The organism is Acinetobacter sp. CY17 (assembly GCF_059515825.1).
The window spans coordinates 78,736-99,648 of the sequence record NZ_JCAKMX010000009.1 but is presented as its reverse complement, the minus strand read 5'-3'; the positions used below and the strand labels follow the sequence as shown (position 1 = coordinate 99,648).

24 protein-coding genes are annotated in these 20,913 nt (G+C 41.8%); 14 read left to right on the top strand and 10 right to left on the bottom strand.

Going from position 1 to position 20,913, the window contains the following annotated elements; genetic code table 11:
* Positions 1–82: 82 nt before the first annotated feature.
* Positions 83–367 carry a peptidylprolyl isomerase gene (locus AC5YCI_RS08425; protein ID WP_496129255.1) on the bottom strand — a complete coding sequence of 95 codons (285 nt, stop codon included), beginning with the start codon at positions 365–367 and terminating at the stop codon, positions 83–85.
* Complete coding sequence (gene mutM / locus AC5YCI_RS08420; protein WP_496175433.1) at positions 364–1,191, bottom strand: bifunctional DNA-formamidopyrimidine glycosylase/DNA-(apurinic or apyrimidinic site) lyase; 828 nt, start codon at positions 1,189–1,191, stop codon at positions 364–366. The genes AC5YCI_RS08425 and mutM overlap by 4 nt, the downstream gene beginning before the upstream one ends.
* A 354-nt stretch (positions 1,192–1,545) precedes the next feature.
* On the opposite strand from mutM, the gene AC5YCI_RS08415 reads away from it, so the two are divergent.
* The 3 genes from AC5YCI_RS08415 to AC5YCI_RS08405 all read left to right on the top strand — a co-directional run bounded on the left by AC5YCI_RS08415 (position 1,546) and on the right by AC5YCI_RS08405 (position 4,977).
* Positions 1,546–2,796 (top strand): carbohydrate porin, encoded by a 1,251-nt coding sequence (locus AC5YCI_RS08415; RefSeq protein WP_496129257.1) that lies wholly within the window; start codon positions 1,546–1,548, stop codon positions 2,794–2,796.
* A 137-nt stretch (positions 2,797–2,933) separates the two neighbouring features.
* The gene (locus AC5YCI_RS08410) at positions 2,934–4,037 is read left to right on the top strand and encodes an NADH:flavin oxidoreductase/NADH oxidase (RefSeq protein WP_496129258.1); all 1,104 of its coding nucleotides are present in this window, start codon (positions 2,934–2,936) and stop codon (positions 4,035–4,037) included.
* A 16-nt stretch (positions 4,038–4,053) separates the two neighbouring features.
* Positions 4,054–4,977, top strand: a complete 924-nt coding sequence (locus tag AC5YCI_RS08405; protein ID WP_496129259.1) for an AEC family transporter — start codon at positions 4,054–4,056, stop codon at positions 4,975–4,977.
* A 28-nt stretch (positions 4,978–5,005) separates the two neighbouring features.
* Here the strand turns inward: AC5YCI_RS08405 and AC5YCI_RS08400 are convergent, their stop codons facing one another.
* On the bottom strand, positions 5,006–5,833 hold the full coding sequence (locus AC5YCI_RS08400) for a tetratricopeptide repeat protein (RefSeq protein WP_496129260.1): 828 nt from the start codon (positions 5,831–5,833) through the stop codon (positions 5,006–5,008).
* A 99-nt stretch (positions 5,834–5,932) separates the two neighbouring features.
* A complete protein-coding gene (locus AC5YCI_RS08395; protein ID WP_496129261.1) occupies positions 5,933–7,375 on the bottom strand; it encodes an NCS1 family nucleobase:cation symporter-1 in 1,443 nt (480 codons plus the stop codon).
* 167 nt (positions 7,376–7,542) lie between these two features.
* Between AC5YCI_RS08395 and AC5YCI_RS08390 the strand changes: the two genes are divergently transcribed.
* On the top strand, positions 7,543–8,241 hold the full coding sequence (locus AC5YCI_RS08390; protein ID WP_496129262.1) for an aspartate/glutamate racemase family protein: 699 nt from the start codon (positions 7,543–7,545) through the stop codon (positions 8,239–8,241).
* 38 nt (positions 8,242–8,279) lie between these two features.
* Complete coding sequence (locus AC5YCI_RS08385; protein ID WP_496129263.1) at positions 8,280–8,525, top strand: hypothetical protein; 246 nt, start codon at positions 8,280–8,282, stop codon at positions 8,523–8,525.
* A 39-nt stretch (positions 8,526–8,564) separates the two neighbouring features.
* On the opposite strand, the gene ygfZ is transcribed toward AC5YCI_RS08385, so the two are convergent.
* Positions 8,565–9,293 (bottom strand): CAF17-like 4Fe-4S cluster assembly/insertion protein YgfZ, encoded by a 729-nt coding sequence (ygfZ, locus tag AC5YCI_RS08380; protein WP_496129264.1) that lies wholly within the window; start codon positions 9,291–9,293, stop codon positions 8,565–8,567.
* A 182-nt stretch (positions 9,294–9,475) separates the two neighbouring features.
* Here ygfZ and AC5YCI_RS08375 point away from each other — a divergent pair, with 182 nt between their 5' ends.
* The 6 genes from AC5YCI_RS08375 (at position 9,476) to AC5YCI_RS08350 (ending at position 13,519) form a co-directional block, all read left to right on the top strand.
* Complete coding sequence (locus AC5YCI_RS08375; protein ID WP_496129265.1) at positions 9,476–10,141, top strand: RluA family pseudouridine synthase; 666 nt, start codon at positions 9,476–9,478, stop codon at positions 10,139–10,141.
* A gap of 128 nt (positions 10,142–10,269) precedes the next feature.
* A complete protein-coding gene (locus tag AC5YCI_RS08370) occupies positions 10,270–10,641 on the top strand; it encodes a ribonuclease E inhibitor RraB (protein WP_496129266.1) in 372 nt (123 codons plus the stop codon).
* A gap of 118 nt (positions 10,642–10,759) precedes the next feature.
* A complete protein-coding gene (locus AC5YCI_RS08365; RefSeq protein WP_496129267.1) occupies positions 10,760–11,101 on the top strand; it encodes a zinc ribbon domain-containing protein YjdM in 342 nt (113 codons plus the stop codon).
* 70 nt (positions 11,102–11,171) lie between these two features.
* Positions 11,172–11,534 (top strand): 5-carboxymethyl-2-hydroxymuconate Delta-isomerase, encoded by a 363-nt coding sequence (locus tag AC5YCI_RS08360; RefSeq protein ID WP_496129268.1) that lies wholly within the window; start codon positions 11,172–11,174, stop codon positions 11,532–11,534.
* 378 nt (positions 11,535–11,912) lie between these two features.
* Positions 11,913–12,326, top strand: coding sequence for a YybH family protein (locus AC5YCI_RS08355; protein WP_496129269.1), 414 nt, complete (start codon positions 11,913–11,915; stop codon positions 12,324–12,326).
* A 203-nt stretch (positions 12,327–12,529) separates the two neighbouring features.
* The gene (locus AC5YCI_RS08350; RefSeq protein WP_496129270.1) at positions 12,530–13,519 is read left to right on the top strand and encodes a DUF1176 domain-containing protein; all 990 of its coding nucleotides are present in this window, start codon (positions 12,530–12,532) and stop codon (positions 13,517–13,519) included.
* A gap of 30 nt (positions 13,520–13,549) precedes the next feature.
* Here AC5YCI_RS08350 and AC5YCI_RS08345 read toward each other — a convergent pair whose 3' ends face one another.
* The 3 genes from AC5YCI_RS08345 to AC5YCI_RS08335 all read right to left on the bottom strand — a co-directional run bounded on the left by AC5YCI_RS08345 (position 13,550) and on the right by AC5YCI_RS08335 (position 16,203).
* A complete protein-coding gene (locus AC5YCI_RS08345; RefSeq protein ID WP_496129271.1) occupies positions 13,550–14,482 on the bottom strand; it encodes a tRNA dihydrouridine synthase in 933 nt (310 codons plus the stop codon).
* 330 nt (positions 14,483–14,812) lie between these two features.
* Positions 14,813–15,289, bottom strand: coding sequence for a hypothetical protein (locus AC5YCI_RS08340; RefSeq protein ID WP_496129272.1), 477 nt, complete (start codon positions 15,287–15,289; stop codon positions 14,813–14,815).
* 104 nt (positions 15,290–15,393) lie between these two features.
* Positions 15,394–16,203, bottom strand: a complete 810-nt coding sequence (locus AC5YCI_RS08335) for a cytochrome C assembly family protein (RefSeq protein ID WP_496129273.1) — start codon at positions 16,201–16,203, stop codon at positions 15,394–15,396.
* Positions 16,204–16,341: 138 nt separating this feature from the next.
* Here AC5YCI_RS08335 and ffh point away from each other — a divergent pair, with 138 nt between their 5' ends.
* Entirely contained in the window at positions 16,342–17,745 is a 1,404-nt protein-coding gene (gene ffh / locus AC5YCI_RS08330) for a signal recognition particle protein (RefSeq protein WP_496129274.1), read from the top strand.
* A 46-nt stretch (positions 17,746–17,791) separates the two neighbouring features.
* Here ffh and AC5YCI_RS08325 read toward each other — a convergent pair whose 3' ends face one another.
* Both AC5YCI_RS08325 and AC5YCI_RS08320 read right to left on the bottom strand, forming a co-directional pair.
* Complete coding sequence (locus AC5YCI_RS08325) at positions 17,792–18,535, bottom strand: type III pantothenate kinase (protein ID WP_496129275.1); 744 nt, start codon at positions 18,533–18,535, stop codon at positions 17,792–17,794.
* Positions 18,532–19,290 carry a biotin--[acetyl-CoA-carboxylase] ligase gene (locus tag AC5YCI_RS08320; protein WP_496129276.1) on the bottom strand — a complete coding sequence of 253 codons (759 nt, stop codon included), beginning with the start codon at positions 19,288–19,290 and terminating at the stop codon, positions 18,532–18,534. The genes AC5YCI_RS08325 and AC5YCI_RS08320 overlap by 4 nt, the downstream gene beginning before the upstream one ends.
* A gap of 28 nt (positions 19,291–19,318) precedes the next feature.
* Here AC5YCI_RS08320 and AC5YCI_RS08315 point away from each other — a divergent pair, with 28 nt between their 5' ends.
* On the top strand, positions 19,319–20,122 hold the full coding sequence (locus AC5YCI_RS08315) for a sulfite exporter TauE/SafE family protein (protein ID WP_496129277.1): 804 nt from the start codon (positions 19,319–19,321) through the stop codon (positions 20,120–20,122).
* 86 nt (positions 20,123–20,208) lie between these two features.
* On the top strand, positions 20,209–20,904 hold the full coding sequence (locus AC5YCI_RS08310) for a GntR family transcriptional regulator (RefSeq protein ID WP_496129278.1): 696 nt from the start codon (positions 20,209–20,211) through the stop codon (positions 20,902–20,904).
* Positions 20,905–20,913 lie beyond the last annotated feature (9 nt).

Sequence of the window (20,913 nt, the reverse complement as noted above, 5' to 3'; positions counted from 1 at the left end):
GGCGCTCAATGCGCCGTTTTTAAATTCCTCTTTGCCAAAGGGAGATTCTTCCATTTAGTAACAGAGGGGGGTGGGATAGTGCTTAAAAATCCATACGGAACTTAATTTCCACCAAATGAAAACCAAATTGGCTTTTTACAGGGCCATGTAAGACACGCTCTGCCGCAGTAAATACTAATTTATCAATTACAGGCACCAATTGCCCTTTTTTAACTTCACCGAGTTCACCGCCGCGTTTGGCAGAGTTGCAGGTCGAAAATTGTTTGGCTATTTTGGCAAAATCAGCGCCGGATAAGATTTTCTTTTTCAGTTGTTCTGCTTGATCTTTGTCTTTGACCAAAATATGCCGCACGATTGCTGATTTCATGACAATTTTCCCTTAGGTTGTAATGGTTGACATGTCGGGCAAAATACCGAAGCACGTTGACCCAATTTAATATTTTCTAAGGTGGTTTCGCAGTTTACGCACATTTCACCAGCACGGCCGTAGGCCAATAAGGTTTGCTGAAAATAGCCATTTTCACCCATGGCATTGGTATAGTCTCTTAAAGTAGAACCACCCAAATCAATGGCCTGTTTTAAAATCCTTTTAATCTCAATGATTAAAGCTTGAATTTGCTCACCGGTTAAATATTTAGCGGGTTCTGCAGGATGAATACCTAAATTAAATAAGCTTTCAGTGGCGTAAATATTACCTACACCCACCACCACATGGTTATCCATAATTGCAACTTTAATGCCAACATTTTTATTTTTAAGCTTAGTCGCTAAATAGTTGGCATCAAAAGCTTCACTTAAAGGTTCAGGACCAAGCGGTGTCAGTAATTTATCCTGAGCGTATTGATCTAACCATAAAATGCAACCAAAGCGGCGTGGATCATGATAGCGCAACTCACAATCTTCAAAACGCATGACAAAGTGGTCATGTTTACGTAAAGGCTCGTCAGGAGCACAAATTCTAAAGCTCCCCGACATCCCTAAATGCCACAGCATACTCTGTTGTTCAAACTCAGCCACAATATATTTAGAGCGACGTTTTAAAGACATTAAACGTTGGCCTTTTAAGCGCGCTACATCTTGAGGAATTGGCCAACGTAGACTGCTTTGATATACCGTTACTTCCTGCACACATTGCTCAAGCAAAGGTTCTAGACTCACTTTGGTGGTTTCGACTTCGGGTAATTCAGGCATGCCAATTTCATTCTTGAATAAATATGACTAAATATGGGGCGAAAGACAAAAAATACAAGCTCATTTATAAATAGTAGGATCTAAAACTTTAGAATATAAATACAAGAATAATTGTTTGAAAAATAAACAAAAAATAGGCAATAATAGTCGCGCAAAAAAACGTATTAAATAATTGATAGATAAATAAAATTATAATTATTCTCTAGGTTTAGCTTTTAAAGATATAAAAAATATTTATGAATTTAATAAAAAAAAAGCCAAGATTTTTATGTTGATTTTCTGTAAGTTCTCTTCGCAAACATAAGTCGCCAGTCGGCTTGCACCAAAAATCATGCCTAGAATTAGGATATTCTCATGAAAAAAATCGCCTTGGCTTTACTGCCTTTGACTTTCGCAACAGCGCATGCTGCAGATGCATTTGATCCTCAAGGTCAATATTTACTTGGAGATTGGGATGGGCAGCGCACAGCCCTTGCTGAACAAGGTATTAAGTTTGAAGCCAATGCTTTAGTGGACGTTGCCTATTTAGCAGATGGTGGTCGTGAAGACGATGCAGATGCTAAAGTTGCTAGCCAATTTTGGCTAGGCACGCAGCTTGATTTGGAAAAGCTAGCCAATTTAGATGGTGTAACGCTACGTGCTGTGGTGACTGCACGTCAGGGTGAAAGTACTTCAGTTCAAGACTTACAAGACCCGAGCGCGCCACATATGGCCAATGTGCAAGGTGCTTTTGGGCGTGGGAACCAAAGTACCCGGTTATCTGAACTCTCAATTGAAAAAAACTTTAAAGAACAAGGTTTAAGTATTAAAGCCGGTCGTTTGGGTCTAGGCATGGACTTTAACGTCATGGGCTGTGATTTTACCAGTACGGCATTTTGTGCAGCACAAATGGGCAAATGGCAGGGCAATATCTGGATGAATACCCCAGTCGGTCAATGGGGTGCGCGTGTTAAGCAAAAAATTAGCCCAGAACTGACTGCACAAATCGGTGTCTATGAGTTTAATCCAGACAACGGTAATGGCAGCAAAGAAGAGCAAGGTTGGAGTTTAGATACCGACCATGCAGATGGGGTGAGCATTCCAGTTGAATTGGTGTGGACACCAAAACTTTATAACTTGCCGGGCAGCTATCGCATTGGCGGGATGTATAACACAGCAGATGATGCTAAAAACCAAAAAGATATTGCCAATCCCACAGATGGCAAAAACCGTACCTTTGCAGGATGGTTGGCAGTTGAGCAGCAACTGACATCTATAGGTTCAGGCCGTCGTGGTTTACATTCATTTGCCAATTTTACTTGGCATGACCGTGTGACCAATAAAGTTGATAACTCACAGCAACTGGGAGTTAAATATATTGGTTTTGCAGATGCTTTGCCAAATGACATTATTGGTTTGGCGGTCAATCGCGTCCATGTCAATGAACGTTTATCTGAAACGACGTTTGATGCCACGGCTGAGTATAACGTCGAGCTCAACTATAGCCACAGTCCAACACCGTGGTTAACCTTACGTCCAAACTTACATTATGTGATTAATCCCGGTTCAACCAACCGCGTTGATGATGCCTTTGTTGTGGGCTTAACCACTAAACTGGTGTTCTAAGCGTATTTAGCACCGAATAAAAAACAGGCTATAATGGCCTGTTTTTATTTTGTATATAACATGGTTTTCAGATTGTACATTTGCCTGCAAGTGGTTATGGTAAATGCCGTAAAACAAGATTGTAATGGAATGTACGCATGGCCAAACTCTTTGAAAAAATTAACTTTGGACACCTAAAGCTCAACAATAAAATTGTGATTGCACCCATGTGCCAGTATTCGGCCGTTGACGGTGAACCTAGCTATTGGCATGAGCAACAATGGGCCAATTATGCTCTGTCAGGTGCAGGCTTATGTATTGTCGAAGCCACTGCTGTACAGGACATTGGCCGCATTAGTTATGCCGATTTGGGCTTATGGAATGATATTCAACGCGCCAAAATTAAGGCCTTATTAGAAAAAGTCAAAACTTTGTCCCCTATGCCATTTGGCGTACAGCTGGCCCATGCTGGTCGTAAAGCGTCTAGCCATAAACCTTGGGATGGTGGTGGTCAAATTGGCCCTCAGCAAGAGCAGGGCTGGCAAACAGTGTCAGCCAGTGACTTGGCTTTTGGTGAACATGATCATCCACCACAAGCGTTAAGCAAAGCAGAAATTCAACAGGTCATTCAAGATTTTGCAGCTGCTGCACGCCGTGCGGTTGATGCAGGTTTTGATCTTATTGAGCTGCATGCTGCACATGGTTATTTGCTGCATCAGTTTATGTCGCCACTCTCTAACCAACGTGATGATGAATATGGCGGTAGTTTAGAAAATCGCATTCGTTTAACCTTGGAAGTCTTTCAAGCCATTCAAGCTGCAGTGCCAGAAAACTATCCAATTGGGGTACGTATTTCGGCCAGTGATTGGATGGGCGAGCAAGGCTGGGATGTGGAATCCTCCATTGGTTTAAGCAAGGCTTTAGAGCAATTAGGTGCAGTTTATATTCATGTCTCAAGTGCAGGCTTACATCGTGAACAAAATATTCAAGTCAAAGCCAATTATCAAGTTGGCTTTGCAGCACAAATCAAAGCACATCTCAATATTCCGGTCATTGCGGTGGGTTTAATTACGGAGGCTAAGCAAGCCGAAGAGATTTTGCAACAAGAGCAAGCGGATGCAATTGGCTTAGCCCGTGCCATGCTTTACGATCCACGCTGGCCTTGGCACGCCGCAGCTGAATTAGGTGCAAAAATTGCCATTGCACCGCAATATCTACGTTGTCAGCCGCATGGCTTAAAAGACCTATTTCAGGCTTTTTAAGTGATAACACGACAGCATGCTGATTGATATTTTATTGCCCTTAACATTGCTGGTGGCTTTGGGGTATGCCTGTATACGTTTTGGTGTGCTGTCGAGTGGCTTACTGCCACATTTGAGTCAGTTTGTTATTAAAATCGCATTGCCAGCATTTTTGGTGAGTGCCTTAGCCAGTAAAAATCTAACGGAGATTTGGCAACCGATTTATATTGCGGCCTATGCTTTAGGCTCGCTCTTGGTTTTTGCTGTTGCAATTGCTTATTTTTATTATTATTTAAACCAACATTTAACCCAAGCCAGTGTTTTGGCCATGGGTGCTTCTATGTCCAATACCGGCTTTATTGGCAGTGCAGTTTTAACGTTGTTGCTTGATCAGCATGCAGCAGTGTATTTATCTTTGACCTTAATTATTGAAAATTTATGTATTGTGGCGCTGATGTTACTCTTAGCAGAAGGTGCACAGCAACAACAGACGGCAAAGTGGTTGCTCTACCGCGACACAGTATTAAAGCTCATCAAAAATCCGGTGATCATTGCCATTATTTTGGGTATGTTCTTGGCTGCGTTTGAAATCAGATTGCCCCAATTTTTAAGCGATACCTTACAGCGTTTAGGGCAAACTGCTTCACCTTTAGCTTTATTTATTATTGGTGCAGGGTTGGTCGGTGTCTCGCTGCACAGTATAGATCGCGACAGTCTTATGTTAGTGCTGTTTAAATTAGTACTAATGCCGCTTAGCATCTTTAGCTTACTGTATGTGCTAAATGCACCTCAAGAAATGTTATATGCCGGTACTTTACTGGCCGCTTTGCCGATGCCTGTGGCATTTGCGATTTTTGCCGAGCATTATGATATGCGCCAACGTGCTTTAGCACCTTTGCTGTTAAGTACACTATTGGGCTTTATCTTACTAGCCTTGCTGTTAAGCTTTTGGTCATTGTAAAAAAAGCGCCCACTTGGGCGCTTAGTTTTTACACCTTTTTGGCTTTAGTGGCGACTTTTTTAGTGCTTGGTGTTTGGGTGGTATCAGCGGCTTTTTTGGCTTGCGTGGCTAAGGCTTGATTGACAATCTCCAAAGCAGGTTTTGCTTGTGCAACCTTGGCTTGATCGAGTGCCGTAAAAATGGTTTTGGCTTTATTTAAATCTTGTGCCACTAAAGAGCCACTGGCATATAAGTTGCCTAATAACATTAAAGACGAGACATGACCTTGCTGGCCTAAACGATGTAATTCAGTTAAGCCTTGATTAATTTTTTCTGTTTTTTGAGTGCGTACACCCTCATTTATGGCATGCGTGGCAAGGCTATAGGCAGCTGCAACATGGCCAGCTTGAGCCAAAGGAGCAAGTTTGGCTTGGGCTTTTTGGTTAGCCGCTTCTGTGCGTTGAGCAAACAGTTGTTCGGCAATTAACAATGTTGCATCAGCTGAGCCCAAACGATCAGCTGTTTCTAGGTAGCTTTGTGCTTTTTTTGCATTGGCTTTCAAACCTAGACGTCCTGTTTCATAGCTTTTTGCTAAAACAAAATTGGCTAAGCTTGAACCTTGTTTAGCCGCTTTTTCATAGTATTTAAGCGCTTTTTTATTATTTTGGGCTGTGCCTTGACCCATTTCGGTTAAATAACCTAGGTTATAAAAGGCATCCGCATGGCCTGTCTTGGCTACTTTTTCTAAGGCTTTAAATGCACCTGCCTGATCTTGGGCTTGTATGAAAGTTTTAACTTCTGCAAATGGATCGGCAGTGTTAGCAAATGTCAATGTTGTTGTGAAGGCAAGTGTGGTTGCAAGTAGCAGTTTTTTCATTATTTAAACCTTATTATCCCCAGTAAATGTGCCTTCATCATAAAAGTAATCTTTTAAAAGTAAAGTACAATTACTGAGGATGATTAAAGTCTAAGCGGTTTATTTGCCTAAAGTTTTACTTACAGGCTCTACCACAAAAGCTTTGTTTGGTCGCGCTAGAAAATAATAGAACGTTGCGCCTAAGATGGCTCCAATAAACCAGTTAAATGGGGCAAGATGTTGCAGTTGGGGTACTAAGGTAAAGACTAAACCAACCACCACCGCAGGGGCTAAAGCGCCAATCGCTTTAGGGTTAAAGCCATTTTTATACCAATAACTCCCAGAAGCTTGATCATTAAATAAATCTGCGACGTTGACTTGTTGCTTTTTAATCCAGTAGAAGTCAGCAATTAAAATACCAAACAATGGACCAATAAAGGCAGCCAGCACATCAAGCGTATAGTGAATCAGTTCAGGAGAGTTAAAGAGATTCCACGGCGTAATGAGTACAGAGCCAATTGCGGCAATCATGCCCCCGCTACGGAAGCTCAATTTTTGTGGCCAGACATTAGAAAAGTCAAAACCAGCTGACACAAAGTTAGCCACAATATTAATCCCAATTGTGGCAGTCAATAGGGTTAATAAACCAATAATCACCGCTGTGGTGTTGTCAATCATGGCCACAGTTTCTAATGGATCATGTACCATCTTACCAAATAAACTATAGGTGGCTGAGACCGTCACCACAGTTAACAAGGAGAAGAAGATAAAGTTAAACGGTAAGCCCCAGAAATTACCTTTACGCACTTGCTGCATGGATTGTCCATAGCGAGAGAAGTCACCAAAATTCAGCAATGGGCCCGAAAAATAAGACACCACCAAAGCAATTGCCACCAAAGTTTGCATGATTTGTTCGCTGGTGGTTAGATTTTTGCTACTTAAATTAAAGGAAATATTACTCCAACCCACTTGGCTGACTAACCATGCGGCTAAAGCAAACATCACCACGTAGACCAAAGGACCAGCCCAATCAATAAAGACACGGATGGCTTGCATGCCTTTCCAAAACACTAAAGCTTGAAGTACCCACATGATCGCAAAACAGATCCAACCTAAGGCGGATAAGCCCACAAAACTCATCTCAGTGAGGGGCGCTAAACTTGGATAAAATTTAAGTAACACCAACATTAACGCATTAGATGCCAGCCATGTCTGAATGCCGTACCAAGATACTGCAATAAAACCACGAATTAAGGCGGGGATATTGGCGCCATACACGCCAAAGGCTTGGCGTGCAATGACCGCATAGGGAACGCCTGCAATTTGACTGGGCTTAGCCACCAAATTGGCACTGACTTGTACAATTAAAATTCCGACAATCAGGGCAATAAACACTTGCCAACTGGCCAACCCTAAAGCAAATAAACTGGCTGCAACAATGTAGCCACCCATACTATGGACATCAGACATCCAAAAGGAAAAAATGTTATACCACGACCAATTTTGCTTGGCGGGTACCAAATCAACATTGCTCAGCTTAGGACTATATTGTTGTTCTGACATTGTGCAACTCAACTGCAATTTTTATCACTGATGAGCAGTTTTTATGCCAAGCGTTAAAATAATATTTGTAAATGGTTGAAAATTATAATGTTAATTTTTTGGTTTATTCTTTGCATAGTAAACAGATGATTTTAACTTTATTTTAAAAAACAATAGGATGTAACAATATGTCATGTACCATTCAACTGATTAATCCCAATACTTGTGTGGAAATGACTGAAAAAATGCGCTTTGCAGCAGAGCAAGTCGCTGCAACGAAGAGCACAATTATGGCGGTATCCCCAAAACAAGGCGTTATCTCAATTGAAGGGCACTATGATGAAGCGATTGCTGCACTGGGCGTTTTAGAGCTGATCCAAGCTGCTCCAGATGTAGATGGTCATATTATTGCCTGCTTTGGTGATCCTGCTTTATATGCAGCGCGTGAAGTGGCCACTGCACCTGTGATTGGCATTGCTGAAGCTGCTTTTCATATGGCGACCTTAGTGGCGACTAAATTTAGCATTGTGACCACCTTGTCACGCACTAAAATCATTGCCGAACATTTATTACAGCAATATGGTTTTAGTGGTCATTGTGCCAAGATTCGGTGTATTGATTTGCCAGTAATGGCACTAGAACAACACCCTGAACAGGCCTATCAAGCCCTATTAGCACAGTGTTTGGCAGCAAAACAGCAGGATGGCATTGGGGCAATTGTATTGGGCTGTGGTGGTATGGCTGAAATGGCTGATCGGGTTAGTGTAGAGCTGAATATTCCCATTATTGATGGAGTACGTGCTGCGATTAAACTCATTGAAAGTTTGCATGGCTTAGGAATAAAAACCAGTAAATGGGGCGATTATGCCTATCCACAGCAAAAATAAGCTAGAATCAGGCGTCATGTGATCTAGAGGATATTGCCATGTTTATTAAAGGTATTAAACGCAATTATGACAAAATTAATGCCGATGACAGTATTGCAGATACAGACAAAATTGATGCCTTGCTGTTAGCTTTGGGTAAAGACTATTTAATCAGCCAAGACAACCGTGTCTATGTTTTTCAAAAAGGTGATTTAACGGTTCAGTTTGATGCCAAACATGCGCGTGCTTATCATTTTAAAGATTATGTTGTGAAAGACATGAACAAACTCTTTCATGGCTTTTAATAAAAAACCTCCTGAATAGGAGGTTTTTTTGTCGCTGTTTTAAGCTTGTGGACGTGCCACGTCGCCATTTAAGTACTCAGGTAAATCAAGCACCTCTAAGCCTAATTCTGTTAAAGCCTGAGGTTTAGCCACCACCAAAGCTTTATAACCTTGCGCTGTAGCAATGGCATTGACCACTTCCACATCATTATGCAATTTGCTTGTTGGCGCTGGTGCCTCACCTTGACCAGCCACTAAGTGTAACCAATGTTTTGGTTTGGCTTTAAACCATAAACGCGCCACAATTTCTTGACCCAAATAACAGCCTTTGTCGTAATGCACGCCATCACGTTGATGTAAACGTAATTCTTGCGGTTGGAATTCGCCTAAACTTGCAGCAACCAGCCAAGCTTGGCCGGCCTCAATGGCAGCCAACTGCCATGCTGTGATATCGGTTTCTGCTGTAGAAAACGTGGTGCTATCTCCACTTAAGCTTGGATACACTGGACCCAGTTCTTCAAGCTTCATTTTAGAAAAAGCACCAAACTTTTTAATGTGCTTGGCTAATTCTTCGGCTTGGTCTGCTGTAGTCACAATGACAAAACTTTCTGGGTTGAGTTTAGTGAGCCACAAACCAAACTGTAAACGACCCTTTAAGTTACAAATTCCCGTATAACGGGTGACATTTTCCGCTAAACGCTCTACATGTAGTGTCACTTGGCCTTGTAGAAATTTTTGTGCATCTACACCCACTAAACTCAGTGCAACAAATGCTGGCGCTGTGCTCATAATTGCCTCGAATCAAATTATTTCAATATCAAGTTATTGTGCATCAAGCTGCTGTTTCAGGCAAACTTAAAACGTATCTATTGCGCGTGATGCAATGCCCAATAGGCCTAAGCTTCGGTTAGCTTGACAGGCTAAAAGATGCTTGTTAATTTGCCCGACTTTCTTCTTGCTTGAACATTGATATGCCTTTAGATGATGATTTTGTCTATCAACCGCCGCAAGATCCTTTAGTAGTGCTGTATGAGGATCAAGATTTAGTAATAATCGACAAACCTGCTGAACTGCTGTCTGTACCTGGGCGTTTACCTGAGCATCATGATAGTGCCTATTTACGTGTATTAGCGCAGTATCCTGAAGCCAAAATCACCCATCGTTTAGATATGGCCACCTCAGGCATTTTAATGTTTGCTAAACACCGTGATGCAGAAGTGGCGGTGAGTAAAATGTTTCAAGCACGCACTGTCACCAAGCATTACAGCGCTTTGGTACAGGGACATTTACAAGGGACAGGGCAGGTGGATGTGCCTTTAATTACCGATTGGGATCATCGACCACGCCAGATGGTGCACTATGAGTTGGGTAAAAAAGCCTTAACCTTATATGAAGCCCTGCATTACGATGCCAAGCAAGAAATGACTCGGGTTAAACTGACCCCGATTACCGGACGTTCGCACCAGTTGCGTGTGCATATGTTGCATTTGGGTCATCCTATTATTGGCGACCAAATTTATCATCCGCACGGTAAACACAGCCCTTTAAAACGTATGGCTTTACATGCCGCTTATTTAGGCTTTACTCAGCCTTTAACAGGTCAAGTACTTGAGATTCAATCTCATCCAACATTTTAAATAACAGCTTTGCTGTGCTGTGTAGTTAATACAGCTACACAGCAACAAATTGACTAACAATTGCTTAAAAAATCAGCTAAGCTGTTTTTGTGTATCACATTTTAATCAGCACAGAATAAGGATAAAAAATGTATCGCGATTATCAAAAATTTCCCGATGATGAAAACGGCAATCTTTTATGGCAGATGTATGAAGATGGCGATGATTTAAGCGAAGTACATGAAATTGAATTTTCATTAACTTTTAATGATCAAGCCAAAGCCGAGCGCGCGGCTTTACACCTCTTACGTGAAGAACAAAAAATCAGTTTATTTTTAGACCAACAATTGCAACCTGCTGAATGGCGTTTAACCTTATTTACCGAAATGTCACCTAATTATGAGGAGATCGTTGACCTAGAGACATGGTTGGCACAAATCGCACATGATTTCGAAGGCGAGTATGACGGCTGGGGGTGTATGGCCTATGTATTTGACGACGAAATTGATGGAACGTCTTAATTTGTATGAGCAAAGACACTTGGAATCAATTGGCTTGGCATTAAATACACAAGGCAAAAGCACTGATCTCTGTTAATATGTGCCTTGAGTGTTAATTCTATGTTAATTTGAGGTCAATATGTCGTTGCCTAATTGTCCAAAATGCCAATCGGCATATACCTATGAAGATGGTGTATTATTGGTATGCCCTGAGTGTGCCCATGAATGGCAAGAAGCTGCTGCTGAAACGGAAAGCTTAAATATCATTAAAGATGCCAATGGCAATGTCTTAAGTGACGGTGACAGCGTAACCGTGATTAAAGACCTAAAAATTAAAGGCTCTTCATCTGTTGTCAAAGTGGGGACTAAGGTCAAAAGTATTCGTTTAGTGCCTGAGGCGAGCGATGGACATGACATTGATTGTAAAATTGATGGCATTGGGCAAATTAAGCTTAAATCTGAGTTTGTGAAAAAAGCTTAAGACTAAAAATGGAGCCACGGGCTCCATTTTTATTTTATGCTAAATACCTGTTAATCCATGAGCCTAAGTTATGCCCCACATTCATGTTGAATATTCCGCTAATGTTGAAGATTTAGCCGTTAAACCGTTATTGCTTGCTTTAAACCAAACTATGCTTGAAGGTGCTTATGTATCTTCGGCACTAGATGTAAAGAGTCGCGCCGTGTGTCAGGATGATTTTGTCATTGGTTTGGAGGCTCAAGATCAAGGTTATGTACATATCAAAGTCTCATTACTCACCGGACGCTCACTTGAGTTACAAGCAGAAATTTCACGTAAATTGTTAGCAGTCTTAAAGGCACATGTACCTACACAAAAAATCAATATCCAACTTTGTGTAGAAATTTTAGAAATGAACAAAACCACCTATAGTAAAAATGTGATATCCATCTAACATTCAACACCAAAGGATAAGTAAAACCTATTCTTTGGTGTATATCTAACACAGGTCACAAAAATAAATTACTGAAATATAACAAAAAAATCAACAAGCCTCTGTCTAAAGGCAAGCTTTGCTTGAATAATAACGCCTAAATTATACAGACAGATTCTATGTTGGTAGATTGTAGCATTTATATATTGCTATGCTAAAAAGGCTGTCTTATCGGTTTTAACTTGTGTATAAACGATGATCGATTTGTGTGATGAGTAAATGATTTGCTCTGTTTCACAGATTTGATTCTCCTCATGATGTAAGCAATATCCGACCGATTACAGGTCAATTTTTCTTTAATGCCGAGCTTGTTTCAGTTAAACAATTGGAGAAACATTAATGTCCGTTCAGTTTGTTGGTGATGTGCATACTGCGCAAGAAATTTTGTTTAAAATTAAGCAATGGGACAACGCTGTCGCAAAAATGGATATTCAGGCGTTAACAGACTTGTGTCAAAAAGATGTCAGTGTATTTGATGTGAGTTCGCAACTCGAAGGCGCGGTGGCCTATAAGGAATTATGGGAGCAATACAGCCCTTATTTTGCTGAGGATGTTTGTGTATATCGGCAAGATGTGAAGATCTACGCTGAAAATGATTTGGCCTTTGTGCATTGTTATTCAAAGGTCGATCGTTGTGAGCAAAAAAATAGTTTAAATTTGCCGTGGTGTCGCACCACGTTGTGTTTTCAAAAGACCCAAGGCAAATGGAAAATGGTGCATCAACATATTTCTATGCCCTGTGCGATGATCTAAGCATATTCACGCCGCCATGTGAGCGGTATTTTTAACTAAGAGTATTTTGTGCTGCATGCTGAGCTAGCCTCAGACACGATGCTTAACGCTATAACTTCATCTAAACAAGTAGGATATAATGAGCGTGAAAGGGTTATATCTGTATAGAGGAAAAGTGCTGTGTGCAATTGACTGGCTACACGTGTTTGCTCAAGGAGAGCAGCATGCAAAAAGCACTGTTACTTGGTTTTAGCCTCATCACATCACCGCTGTATGCGATGAGCTTTAGTCATTTAGATTGGGAAATTGCTTGCGATAATACCCATACCTGTCGTATGGCAGGTTATCAAGCCGATGGTGCCGCGCCAGCCTCAATACTGTTGACTTATCCCGCTGGTGCACATGCTAAATTGACAGCCAAAGTGCAAATTTTAGCGGCACCTGCTAAAGCCAGCTTATGGATCAATGCTCAACATCAGGGTCTAGTTGATTTTAAAAATCATCAAGCAAGTTTAAGCCAAGAACAGATTCAAGCAGTATTGGCTACCGCACGCCAAAATAGCCGGATTGAGCTGCGTCAAGGCAAAAACACGTGGCGGATTTCCGATCGTGGCTTCAGTGCAGTTCTACTCAAAGCCGATGAATATCAAAAACGCCTAGGCACCAGCTCAGCTTTAGTGGCCAAAGGGCAGCAAAGTTCCTATCAAGTCCGCCAAGCCGTGCCTCTACCGATTTATCATTTGACCCACTATACCCGTGGCCAAGCCCAGCATTATGCCTTTGACTCCACACTGGCTAAAGCACTCGTACCTTTACTCAAAAAAGCCACAACCAGAGAGGATTGTCCTCAGTTATGGCAAGAGCATGAACAATTACACAGCAAGCTGACCATCTATCCGCTAAATGCCAAGCAAGTGCTAGTCGAGCGCCCATGTTGGCAAGCAGCGTATAATTTTGGTGCAGGAATGTGGTTGATGAATAAGCAACTTAACCAAGTACAGCAATTGGTTAGTACCTCTGCAACCAGCTTTAGTGAAGGACAGATTTTTTCTGCTCAAAAAGGACGTGGCCTAGGTGATTGCTTAAGCATCGATGAATGGGCATTGGTCGGATACCGTTTCCGCCCTAGCTATAGTGCAGTGAGTTTGCAGTGCAAAGGCTTTCAGGGCGGTGCATGGCAACTCCCTATTTTGATTACTCAAGTCTCAGATTAATAACAAGCCCCGGGTTAGCGAGGCTATTTTTTAAAGATGTTGCTGCAATTTGGCAGTGATTTCATCCAGTGCTTTAATGCGTTTGACTTCATCCCACAGCAATTTCGCTTCAGGATAATGCTTACTCATCATGCCTAGCCACTGTTTATAACGCCCCACCATGTTCATTTCTTTTTTATAGCCACCACTTAAAAAGCGAATTTGTAAGCCGACTAAATCTTGCCAAGTGAGTAAAGGCGTATCGCTATTTTGGCGGATACATTGGGTTAAATCAGGGGTTGTGACTGCACCACGACCAATCATTAAATCTTCACAGCCAGATTCAAGTTGGCACTGTTTAGCATCCTGATTGTTCCAAATTTCACCATTGGCAATCACATTAATGTTGAGTGCTTCACGAATCGGCTGTAATAAGTCCCAAAAAGCTGGCGGAGTATAACCATCGGCTTTGGTGCGGGCATGTACAGTGACCCACGCTGCACCTGCATCTTCAATGGCATGTGCATTTTCTAAGGTAAAATTACGATCTAAATAACCCAAGCGCATTTTAGCTGAAACAGGAATATGGCTCGGTACAGCATCACGTACCGCTTTCACCAATTGATGCACAACTTCTGGTTCATCGAGTAAAACTGAACCACCACGGTGTCGGTTTACGGTTTTGGCAGGACAGCCAAAGTTCATATCAATAGCAGGAGCGCCCAGTTCTACAGCACGAACTGCATTGGCAGCCAGCATATCAGGATCATTGCCTAAAAATTGCACATGCACGGGCGTGCCTGCAGCCGTTTTACCGTCAGTTAATAATTCAGGGCAATAGGCATGATACACATGATCGGGAAGGACAGAGTTGGTAACACGAATAAACTCAGTGACACACCAGTCAAAGCTACCTACGGATGTCAGCACATCACGCATAATCGGATCAGTTAAGCCTTCCATGGGTGCAAGCACAAGTTTCAAAGCGTACTACCTTTAAATAAAAACGGTGTTATACGCAAATTGCTGCACGCTGTCTAGTCAAGCAACAGCGAGATTACTTAAGAATATAGTCAGTAATTAAATGACCTAAAACAAAGCCTAAGATGGAATACAACGTAATAATAAAGAAGGTAAACCAAGCTTTGTTTTTCTTTTTTAGAGAATTCAACATGTTAAACTCCATGCATACAGGATTTGATTCATTTTAGCGCAAATTCAACGAAAAGCCAGTTTTAGTACTCGTTGGCATACTAGGGCGAATCAATCCAGATGCAACGTGTTTCTAAACCTTAGAAACACGTTGATACCAACTTAAAGACGGCGACATTGGCCTTCTTTATTGCCTTCAACTCGGTTGGCGCCACCAATAGGTTGAATGCTATTTTTTTCACACTGTAGATTGCCATCGACAGTATTTTCACGCACCACAATATTTGAACGGTTTTCTTTGAGTTGAATATCACCGTTCACTTCATTGTTGAGTAACTGAATTTTTTGGCCTTTTTCTAATTGAATATTGCCATCAATACGGTTATTTTGGGCAATCACACGACTAAATTGATCTTTAGATTCTAAATTGCCATCAATATTTGAGTTGGTGATTTGGGCTTGTGCACCACTATACAGCATGACATTACCTTTAATGGTGACTTGGTCGAGCTGACAATTTTTGCTGATGGCAACGTTGTCATCAATATGACGTTGACTGATGCTACCATTACAATAAAAATCGGCCAGCGCGATGCTAGAGCAGCTCAGTAAGGCGAGTGTAATCATTATTTTTTGCATAGATTTGTCCTAGATTTATTATTTTGCATTCAAAATATATGACAAGAATATGAAGAAAAGATGACCAACGTGTGAGCGTATGAAGAGGATGCCGAGGCGATCAGTTAACGCGCTAGAATCAGCTCTAAAACAAACTTAGAACCAATAAAACCCAGCGCCAATAAGGCAAACCCTATTAAGGTAAAACGAATGGCTTTTTGACCTCGCCAACCAAAGGCATAATGTCCTGTCAGTAGTACTGCGTACACCAGCCAAGACATTAAACTAAACACGGTTTTATGCGCTAAATGTTGGGCAAAGAAATGATCAATGGTAAAGAAACCAAAACCCAACGCCAGCGTTAACATAATAAAACCAGTGATGAGTAAATCAAATAACAGAGATTCCATGGCCTGTAAGGGCGGCAGTAAATTGACCCAGACCCGTTTTTTATTTTTCTTCTTTAATTCGCGGTTTTGAAACCAAAGCAGTACGGCATGAATAGCCGCCATAAATAACACGGCATAGGCAGACAGCGATAAAATAATATGAACGTCTAAACCCAATGACGAGGGTGTAGCCTCAAGCTTAGCTGGGCTAAAGGCAAAGCCTAAAATCAACCCCATTGCTGCTACAGGAATAGCAATTAAATTTAAGGCCAATACCGGACGATAGGTGCTAAATAAAGTACTTAACAGCAACATTAAGCCTGAGGTAAATGACAATAAATTAAACAGATCATAATGAATACCCAGCGGAGTGAGCATATCGTGATACAACACGAAGCCATGCAAAGCCAGTCCCAAACTTAAGGTTAAAGTGACCAACCAACGATTAGGTTCTGATTTAGCCAACAAATGCGCGCTCACATAACAAAACGATGTGCTATAAGCAATTAAGGCGAGAATCGTATAAACCAAGGGTAGGCTAATCATGTCAAACCTTTTTCAGGATGATGAATATTCATAGATGTAAATTCGACGCGAACTACAGTATCCTATAACATTCTATGCATAAATTTTCTATTTTTAAGAAAGATTTTTCTGCAACAACCATTTTAAGCGGATTTTGCAATGTTTGATACCTTAACAGAACGACTCACGCAGAGTTTAAGAAATGTTACTGGCTCAGGGCAGCTAACCGAAGACAATATTAAAGATACGCTACGTGAAGTGCGTATGGCACTTCTTGAAGCCGATGTGGCGTTACCTGTAACTCGTGAGTTTATCGCGAAAGTTAAGGAAGAAGCATTGGGTCAAGAAGTAATGACTCAGTTGTCACCGGGCCAAGCCTTCGTCAAGATCGTTTATGACGAATTGACTAAAATGATGGGTGCTGCCAACGAAACTTTAGACTTACAAGCAAAACCACCAGTGGTGATTTTACTTGCAGGTTTACAAGGTGCGGGTAAAACCACCACGGCGGCAAAATTGGCACGCTTCTTACAAGAACGTCAAAAGAAAAAAGTGGCGATGGTCTCTGCCGACGTTTACCGTCCAGCGGCAATTAAACAGCTACAAACCGTAGCCGGCGAAGTGGGCGCGATTTTCTTTGAATCAAGCGCAGACGAAAATCCAATTACCATTGCCAATCGTGCCATTGAACAAGCCAAAATTCAGTTCGCTGATGTGTTAATCGTCGATACTGCAGGTCGTCTGCATATTGATGACGACATGATGGACGAAATTAAAGACTTACACGCAGCAATTAGCCCAACTGAAACGCTGTTTGTGGTTGATGCCATGACAGGTCAAGATGCGGCCAATACAGCCAAAGCCTTTAATGATGCGTTACCATTAACGGGTGTGATTTTAACCAAAACCGATGGTGATGCGCGTGGTGGTGCGGCACTGTCTGTACGTGCCATTACTGGTAAGCCAATTAAATTCTTAGGGATGGGTGAAAAACTCGATGCCTTAGAACCATTCCATCCTGAGCGTGTGGCACAGCGTATTTTGGGTATGGGTGATGTGCTTTCTTTAGTCGAAGAAGTTGAACGTAAAATCGACAAAGAAAAAGCCGAGAAAATGGCGCAAAAATTGCAAAAAGGCGGTAGCTTCAACTTTGAAGATATGCTGATGCAATTTGAACAAATGAATAAAATGGGCGGCATGATGGGCTTCTTAGATAAGTTGCCAGGCATGAGCAATTCAGGTATTCAAGACGCAATCGCGCAAGCCAATCCTGAAAAGCAAGTCAAAAAAATGCAAGCCATTATTCATTCGATGACCATTAAAGAACGTCGTAATCCAGACCTCATGAATCCAAGCCGTAAAAAACGTATTGCGGCAGGTTGTGGTATGGAAGTGGCTGAGGTGAATAAACTCATCAAACAGCATGCACAGATGGCAAAAATGATGAAGAAATTTGCCAATCCAACGGGTATGGCAAAAATGATGAAATCATTATCAGGTCTGCAAAAGCAATTTGGCGGCGGTGGCATGGGGCCACTATTTGGCAGTAAAGATCCAAAATAAGAAAAAGGCGCTAAATGCGCCTTTTTTATACTTTATGTTTAGCATTTTAAACTGTGCTGTCAGGATGCTGGCTAAAAAAGTACTGTAAACCTTTGAGTAATAAGTCATGCTCAACACGAGGCTGATAGGGCTTTAAATACTCTGCAAACAGTGGTGCATCACCCCCAGTTAAAATTAACTCGCGTGGTGAACTGTCTAAAACTTTTTCAATGCTACTGACCAAACCCAATAAAATGCCATGATGAACGGCATCAATGGTATTACGTCCTGGATTTAAATTATCAAAAGCAGCTTCAGGGATCTTAATGCCTTTGGTATTTTGAATTAATGCATCTCGCTGCAAATAAAGATTTGGTAAAATATAGCCACCCAAATGCTGTAAACCATCGGCTAAATCAATGGTTAGTGCGGTACCACAGCTGATCACACAATATTTTTTGCTTGGATCTTGTGCTACGGCTAAAACTTGCAACCAGCGGTCAATGCCCAGTTGTTGCGGCACATCGTAGCCGCAGCTTAAGCCGGCATATTCAGCTTGCACTTGGGCGCAAATTACTGGAACTTTTAAGCGATTGAGTAGCTGGCGAATACGTTGATTGGAGTCTAAATCCAATACTGAAGACACGCCTACACTTTGAATATTGAGCTTTTTAAAGTGTTGCATTAAGCCTAGAAGTAAATCCGCAGGCGATTGTAAATGCATTTCGGCGCCGTGTTCGATCACGTTGTCGTCTTGAGTAATCCAATATTTTAGCCGTGTATTGCCAATATCGAGCCACAATTTTTTCATGCTTGGGCCTCATCTAAGCGCAAACGGCCTTGATAAAAATGCTGTGTGCCGTGTTCAGTTGTAATCATGACAGCACCATCATTGTCAATGCCGATGAAAGTGCCTTGCACAGTGCCTCCTACATGTTCAAATGTAACGGGTTGTTCTTTAAAAGCAGCATGATGGTTAAAACGGGCAGCTAAATTTTGGCAGCGATGATCAAACCATTGTCCTGCTTGTTGAATGGCTAGATAAAGCTCGGCAACCAAGTCCACCCGCGAAGTAGGGGCTAAACCTAGGGTGCTTAAGGCTGTTGCTGCTTGGTTAATATGGTTTGATTGTACTGGATCAATATTGATCCCCACACCCACCACCACTTGGTTTGCAGAAATTGGCTCCACTAAAATGCCACCCCATTTGCCATGTAAACTATATAAGTCGTTGGGCCATTTAATTTGTAACGCTAAATCTTTTAGACTTGGCATTTGTAGGATATTTAACGCAATTTCTAAGGCTAAACGCCCATCAATGGCTGTGTTTAAATTGAGCAACGTGCTTAAATAAATATTACCTACAGGTGAAACCCACTGGCGTTGGCGCTGGCCGCGTCCGGCAGTCTGCTGGTGACTACACACCAAGACACTATGAATGCCTTTTTTGGCAATTTCACGTACATCATCGTTGGTTGACTCAGTAATTGGTTTAACCAACAGCACCTCTGGTAGTTGTCCGACCTGTTGTAAGCATTGCTGTAACTGGCGAGTTTCTAAATCCATTTAATTTTAAATTGAGTAAAAAAGTCTTATGGAGTTAATCACATATTTATTGATTGGTGCAATTGCCGGATTTGCCGCAGGTTTGTTTGGTGTCGGTGGTGGCTTAATTATTGTGCCAATTTTATTTGTGGTGTTTAGCCAAGCCGGTTTTGATCCAAGCGTCATTATGCATATGGCGGTCGGGACCTCCTTAGCCACGATTATTATCACCTCAATCAGCTCAGTGACTGCTCATCATAAAAAGGGTGCAGTGCTGTGGCTTGTGTTTAAGAACTTAGCACCTGGTTTGGTGATCGGTTCATTCTTAGGCGCAGGGATTGCAGATTATTTATCAGGTCAGGGTTTACAGCTGATCATTGGTGCTTTTGCATTGTGGGTCGGTTATCGTATGTTGAGCGGTGCTCAAGCGCAGGTCGATCCCGCACAGCGCTTACCCAGTACAGCCGCTCAAATGTTAGCAGGGGGTGGCATTGGTGTCGCCTCGGCAATTTTTGGCATTGGCGGTGGCAGCTTAACCGTTCCTTATTTAAATAAGCAGGGCGTGGTGATGCAACAAGCCGTTGCGACTTCGGCTGCGTGTGGTTTACCGATTGCCATTGCTGGGGCTTTAGGTTTTATGTGGTTTGGCGCAAACAGTAGCGTAACGATCCCCCATACCATTGGCTATGTGCACATTTACGCTTTTATTGGCATTAGTGTGATGAGTTTTATCACTGCAAAATTGGGGGCAAAAGTTGCACATCGTCTGTCACCTGCTATGCTCAAACGCTGTTTTTCGCTATTACTGATCTGTGTTGGGCTGTATTTTATCTATCAAGGCATAATGGCATAAAATAAAAGTGCATCTTGTTTATATTGTTGGTTAAAATGACACCAGATGATTTTAATTCTTAGTGCAATAACAACAACAGGATCACTATGCCACAACATGAGGGCAGCAGCTTGGCACAGCAGATCGCTGAGCATATTGCAAAACAAATTATTCAAGGTGACTTGGTTGAAGGGGAACGTATTCAAGAGTTACGTATTGCGGATGAGTTAAAAGTCAGCCGCGGTTCGGTACGTGAAGCCTTACTATTATTAGAACGCACCCATTTAATTGCAATTTACCCGCGCCGTGGGGCGATTGTCACAGAAATGTCGACAGCACAAGTCAATGCCTTGTTTGACACATTGGCATTAATTTTAGGCCAGATTGCCACCAATATGACTGAAGATTTAAGCATTTCACAAAGAATGTATCTGAGCCAATTAGAGCAACAATTACATGATTATGTAACGCAAACCGATATTGAACATTTTTATGATGCGATTTTCTTCTGCTTTTTAGAGTGTTTACAAGCTGAACGTTATTTATATGTGGGGAGGTTTTATCAAGAACTGTTGCCAAGTTTAAGACGCTGTTATTTTTTAACCTTAAATACCGCCAAGTATGAGCTTGAGCAATCCGAAGCCCAGTTTAAATTGGTGATTGCTGCAATTTTAAGCCAAAAAACCCAACAAGCCACTTTATTTATGCACGATTTTTGTCGACACTTGCAACAGCTTGTGTTGCAGTCGCTGACACGAATGAAACAAATTGAATTGGCCTGGGCAAAACGTTCACGGCGGTAATTAGGACAT

Bases quoted from the DNA above. Each gene is read 5' to 3' on its own strand.
- AC5YCI_RS08385 (WP_496129263.1), top strand. From the start codon at position 8,280: ATGTTTATTAAAGGTATTAAACGCAATTATGACAAAATTAATGCCGAT.
- ffh (WP_496129274.1), top strand. From the start codon at position 16,342: ATGTTTGATACCTTAACAGAACGACTCACGCAGAGTTTAAGAAATGTT.
- AC5YCI_RS08335 (WP_496129273.1), bottom strand. From the start codon at position 16,203: ATGATTAGCCTACCCTTGGTTTATACGATTCTCGCCTTAATTGCTTAT.
- AC5YCI_RS08320 (WP_496129276.1), bottom strand. From the start codon at position 19,290: ATGGATTTAGAAACTCGCCAGTTACAGCAATGCTTACAACAGGTCGGA.
- AC5YCI_RS08400 (WP_496129260.1), bottom strand. From the start codon at position 5,833: ATGAAAAAACTGCTACTTGCAACCACACTTGCCTTCACAACAACATTG.
- AC5YCI_RS08360 (WP_496129268.1), top strand. From the start codon at position 11,172: ATGCCCCACATTCATGTTGAATATTCCGCTAATGTTGAAGATTTAGCC.
- AC5YCI_RS08415 (WP_496129257.1), top strand. From the start codon at position 1,546: ATGAAAAAAATCGCCTTGGCTTTACTGCCTTTGACTTTCGCAACAGCG.
- AC5YCI_RS08405 (WP_496129259.1), top strand. From the start codon at position 4,054: ATGCTGATTGATATTTTATTGCCCTTAACATTGCTGGTGGCTTTGGGG.
- AC5YCI_RS08355 (WP_496129269.1), top strand. From the start codon at position 11,913: ATGTCCGTTCAGTTTGTTGGTGATGTGCATACTGCGCAAGAAATTTTG.
- ygfZ (WP_496129264.1), bottom strand. From the start codon at position 9,293: ATGAGCACAGCGCCAGCATTTGTTGCACTGAGTTTAGTGGGTGTAGAT.
- AC5YCI_RS08370 (WP_496129266.1), top strand. From the start codon at position 10,270: ATGTATCGCGATTATCAAAAATTTCCCGATGATGAAAACGGCAATCTT.
- AC5YCI_RS08365 (WP_496129267.1), top strand. From the start codon at position 10,760: ATGTCGTTGCCTAATTGTCCAAAATGCCAATCGGCATATACCTATGAA.
- AC5YCI_RS08315 (WP_496129277.1), top strand. From the start codon at position 19,319: ATGGAGTTAATCACATATTTATTGATTGGTGCAATTGCCGGATTTGCC.
- AC5YCI_RS08310 (WP_496129278.1), top strand. From the start codon at position 20,209: ATGCCACAACATGAGGGCAGCAGCTTGGCACAGCAGATCGCTGAGCAT.
- AC5YCI_RS08375 (WP_496129265.1), top strand. From the start codon at position 9,476: ATGCCTTTAGATGATGATTTTGTCTATCAACCGCCGCAAGATCCTTTA.
- mutM (WP_496175433.1), bottom strand. From the start codon at position 1,191: ATGCCTGAATTACCCGAAGTCGAAACCACCAAAGTGAGTCTAGAACCT.
- AC5YCI_RS08325 (WP_496129275.1), bottom strand. From the start codon at position 18,535: ATGAAAAAATTGTGGCTCGATATTGGCAATACACGGCTAAAATATTGG.
- AC5YCI_RS08390 (WP_496129262.1), top strand. From the start codon at position 7,543: ATGTCATGTACCATTCAACTGATTAATCCCAATACTTGTGTGGAAATG.
- AC5YCI_RS08410 (WP_496129258.1), top strand. From the start codon at position 2,934: ATGGCCAAACTCTTTGAAAAAATTAACTTTGGACACCTAAAGCTCAAC.
- AC5YCI_RS08395 (WP_496129261.1), bottom strand. From the start codon at position 7,375: ATGTCAGAACAACAATATAGTCCTAAGCTGAGCAATGTTGATTTGGTA.
- AC5YCI_RS08340 (WP_496129272.1), bottom strand. From the start codon at position 15,289: ATGCAAAAAATAATGATTACACTCGCCTTACTGAGCTGCTCTAGCATC.
- AC5YCI_RS08350 (WP_496129270.1), top strand. From the start codon at position 12,530: ATGCAAAAAGCACTGTTACTTGGTTTTAGCCTCATCACATCACCGCTG.
- AC5YCI_RS08425 (WP_496129255.1), bottom strand. From the start codon at position 367: ATGAAATCAGCAATCGTGCGGCATATTTTGGTCAAAGACAAAGATCAA.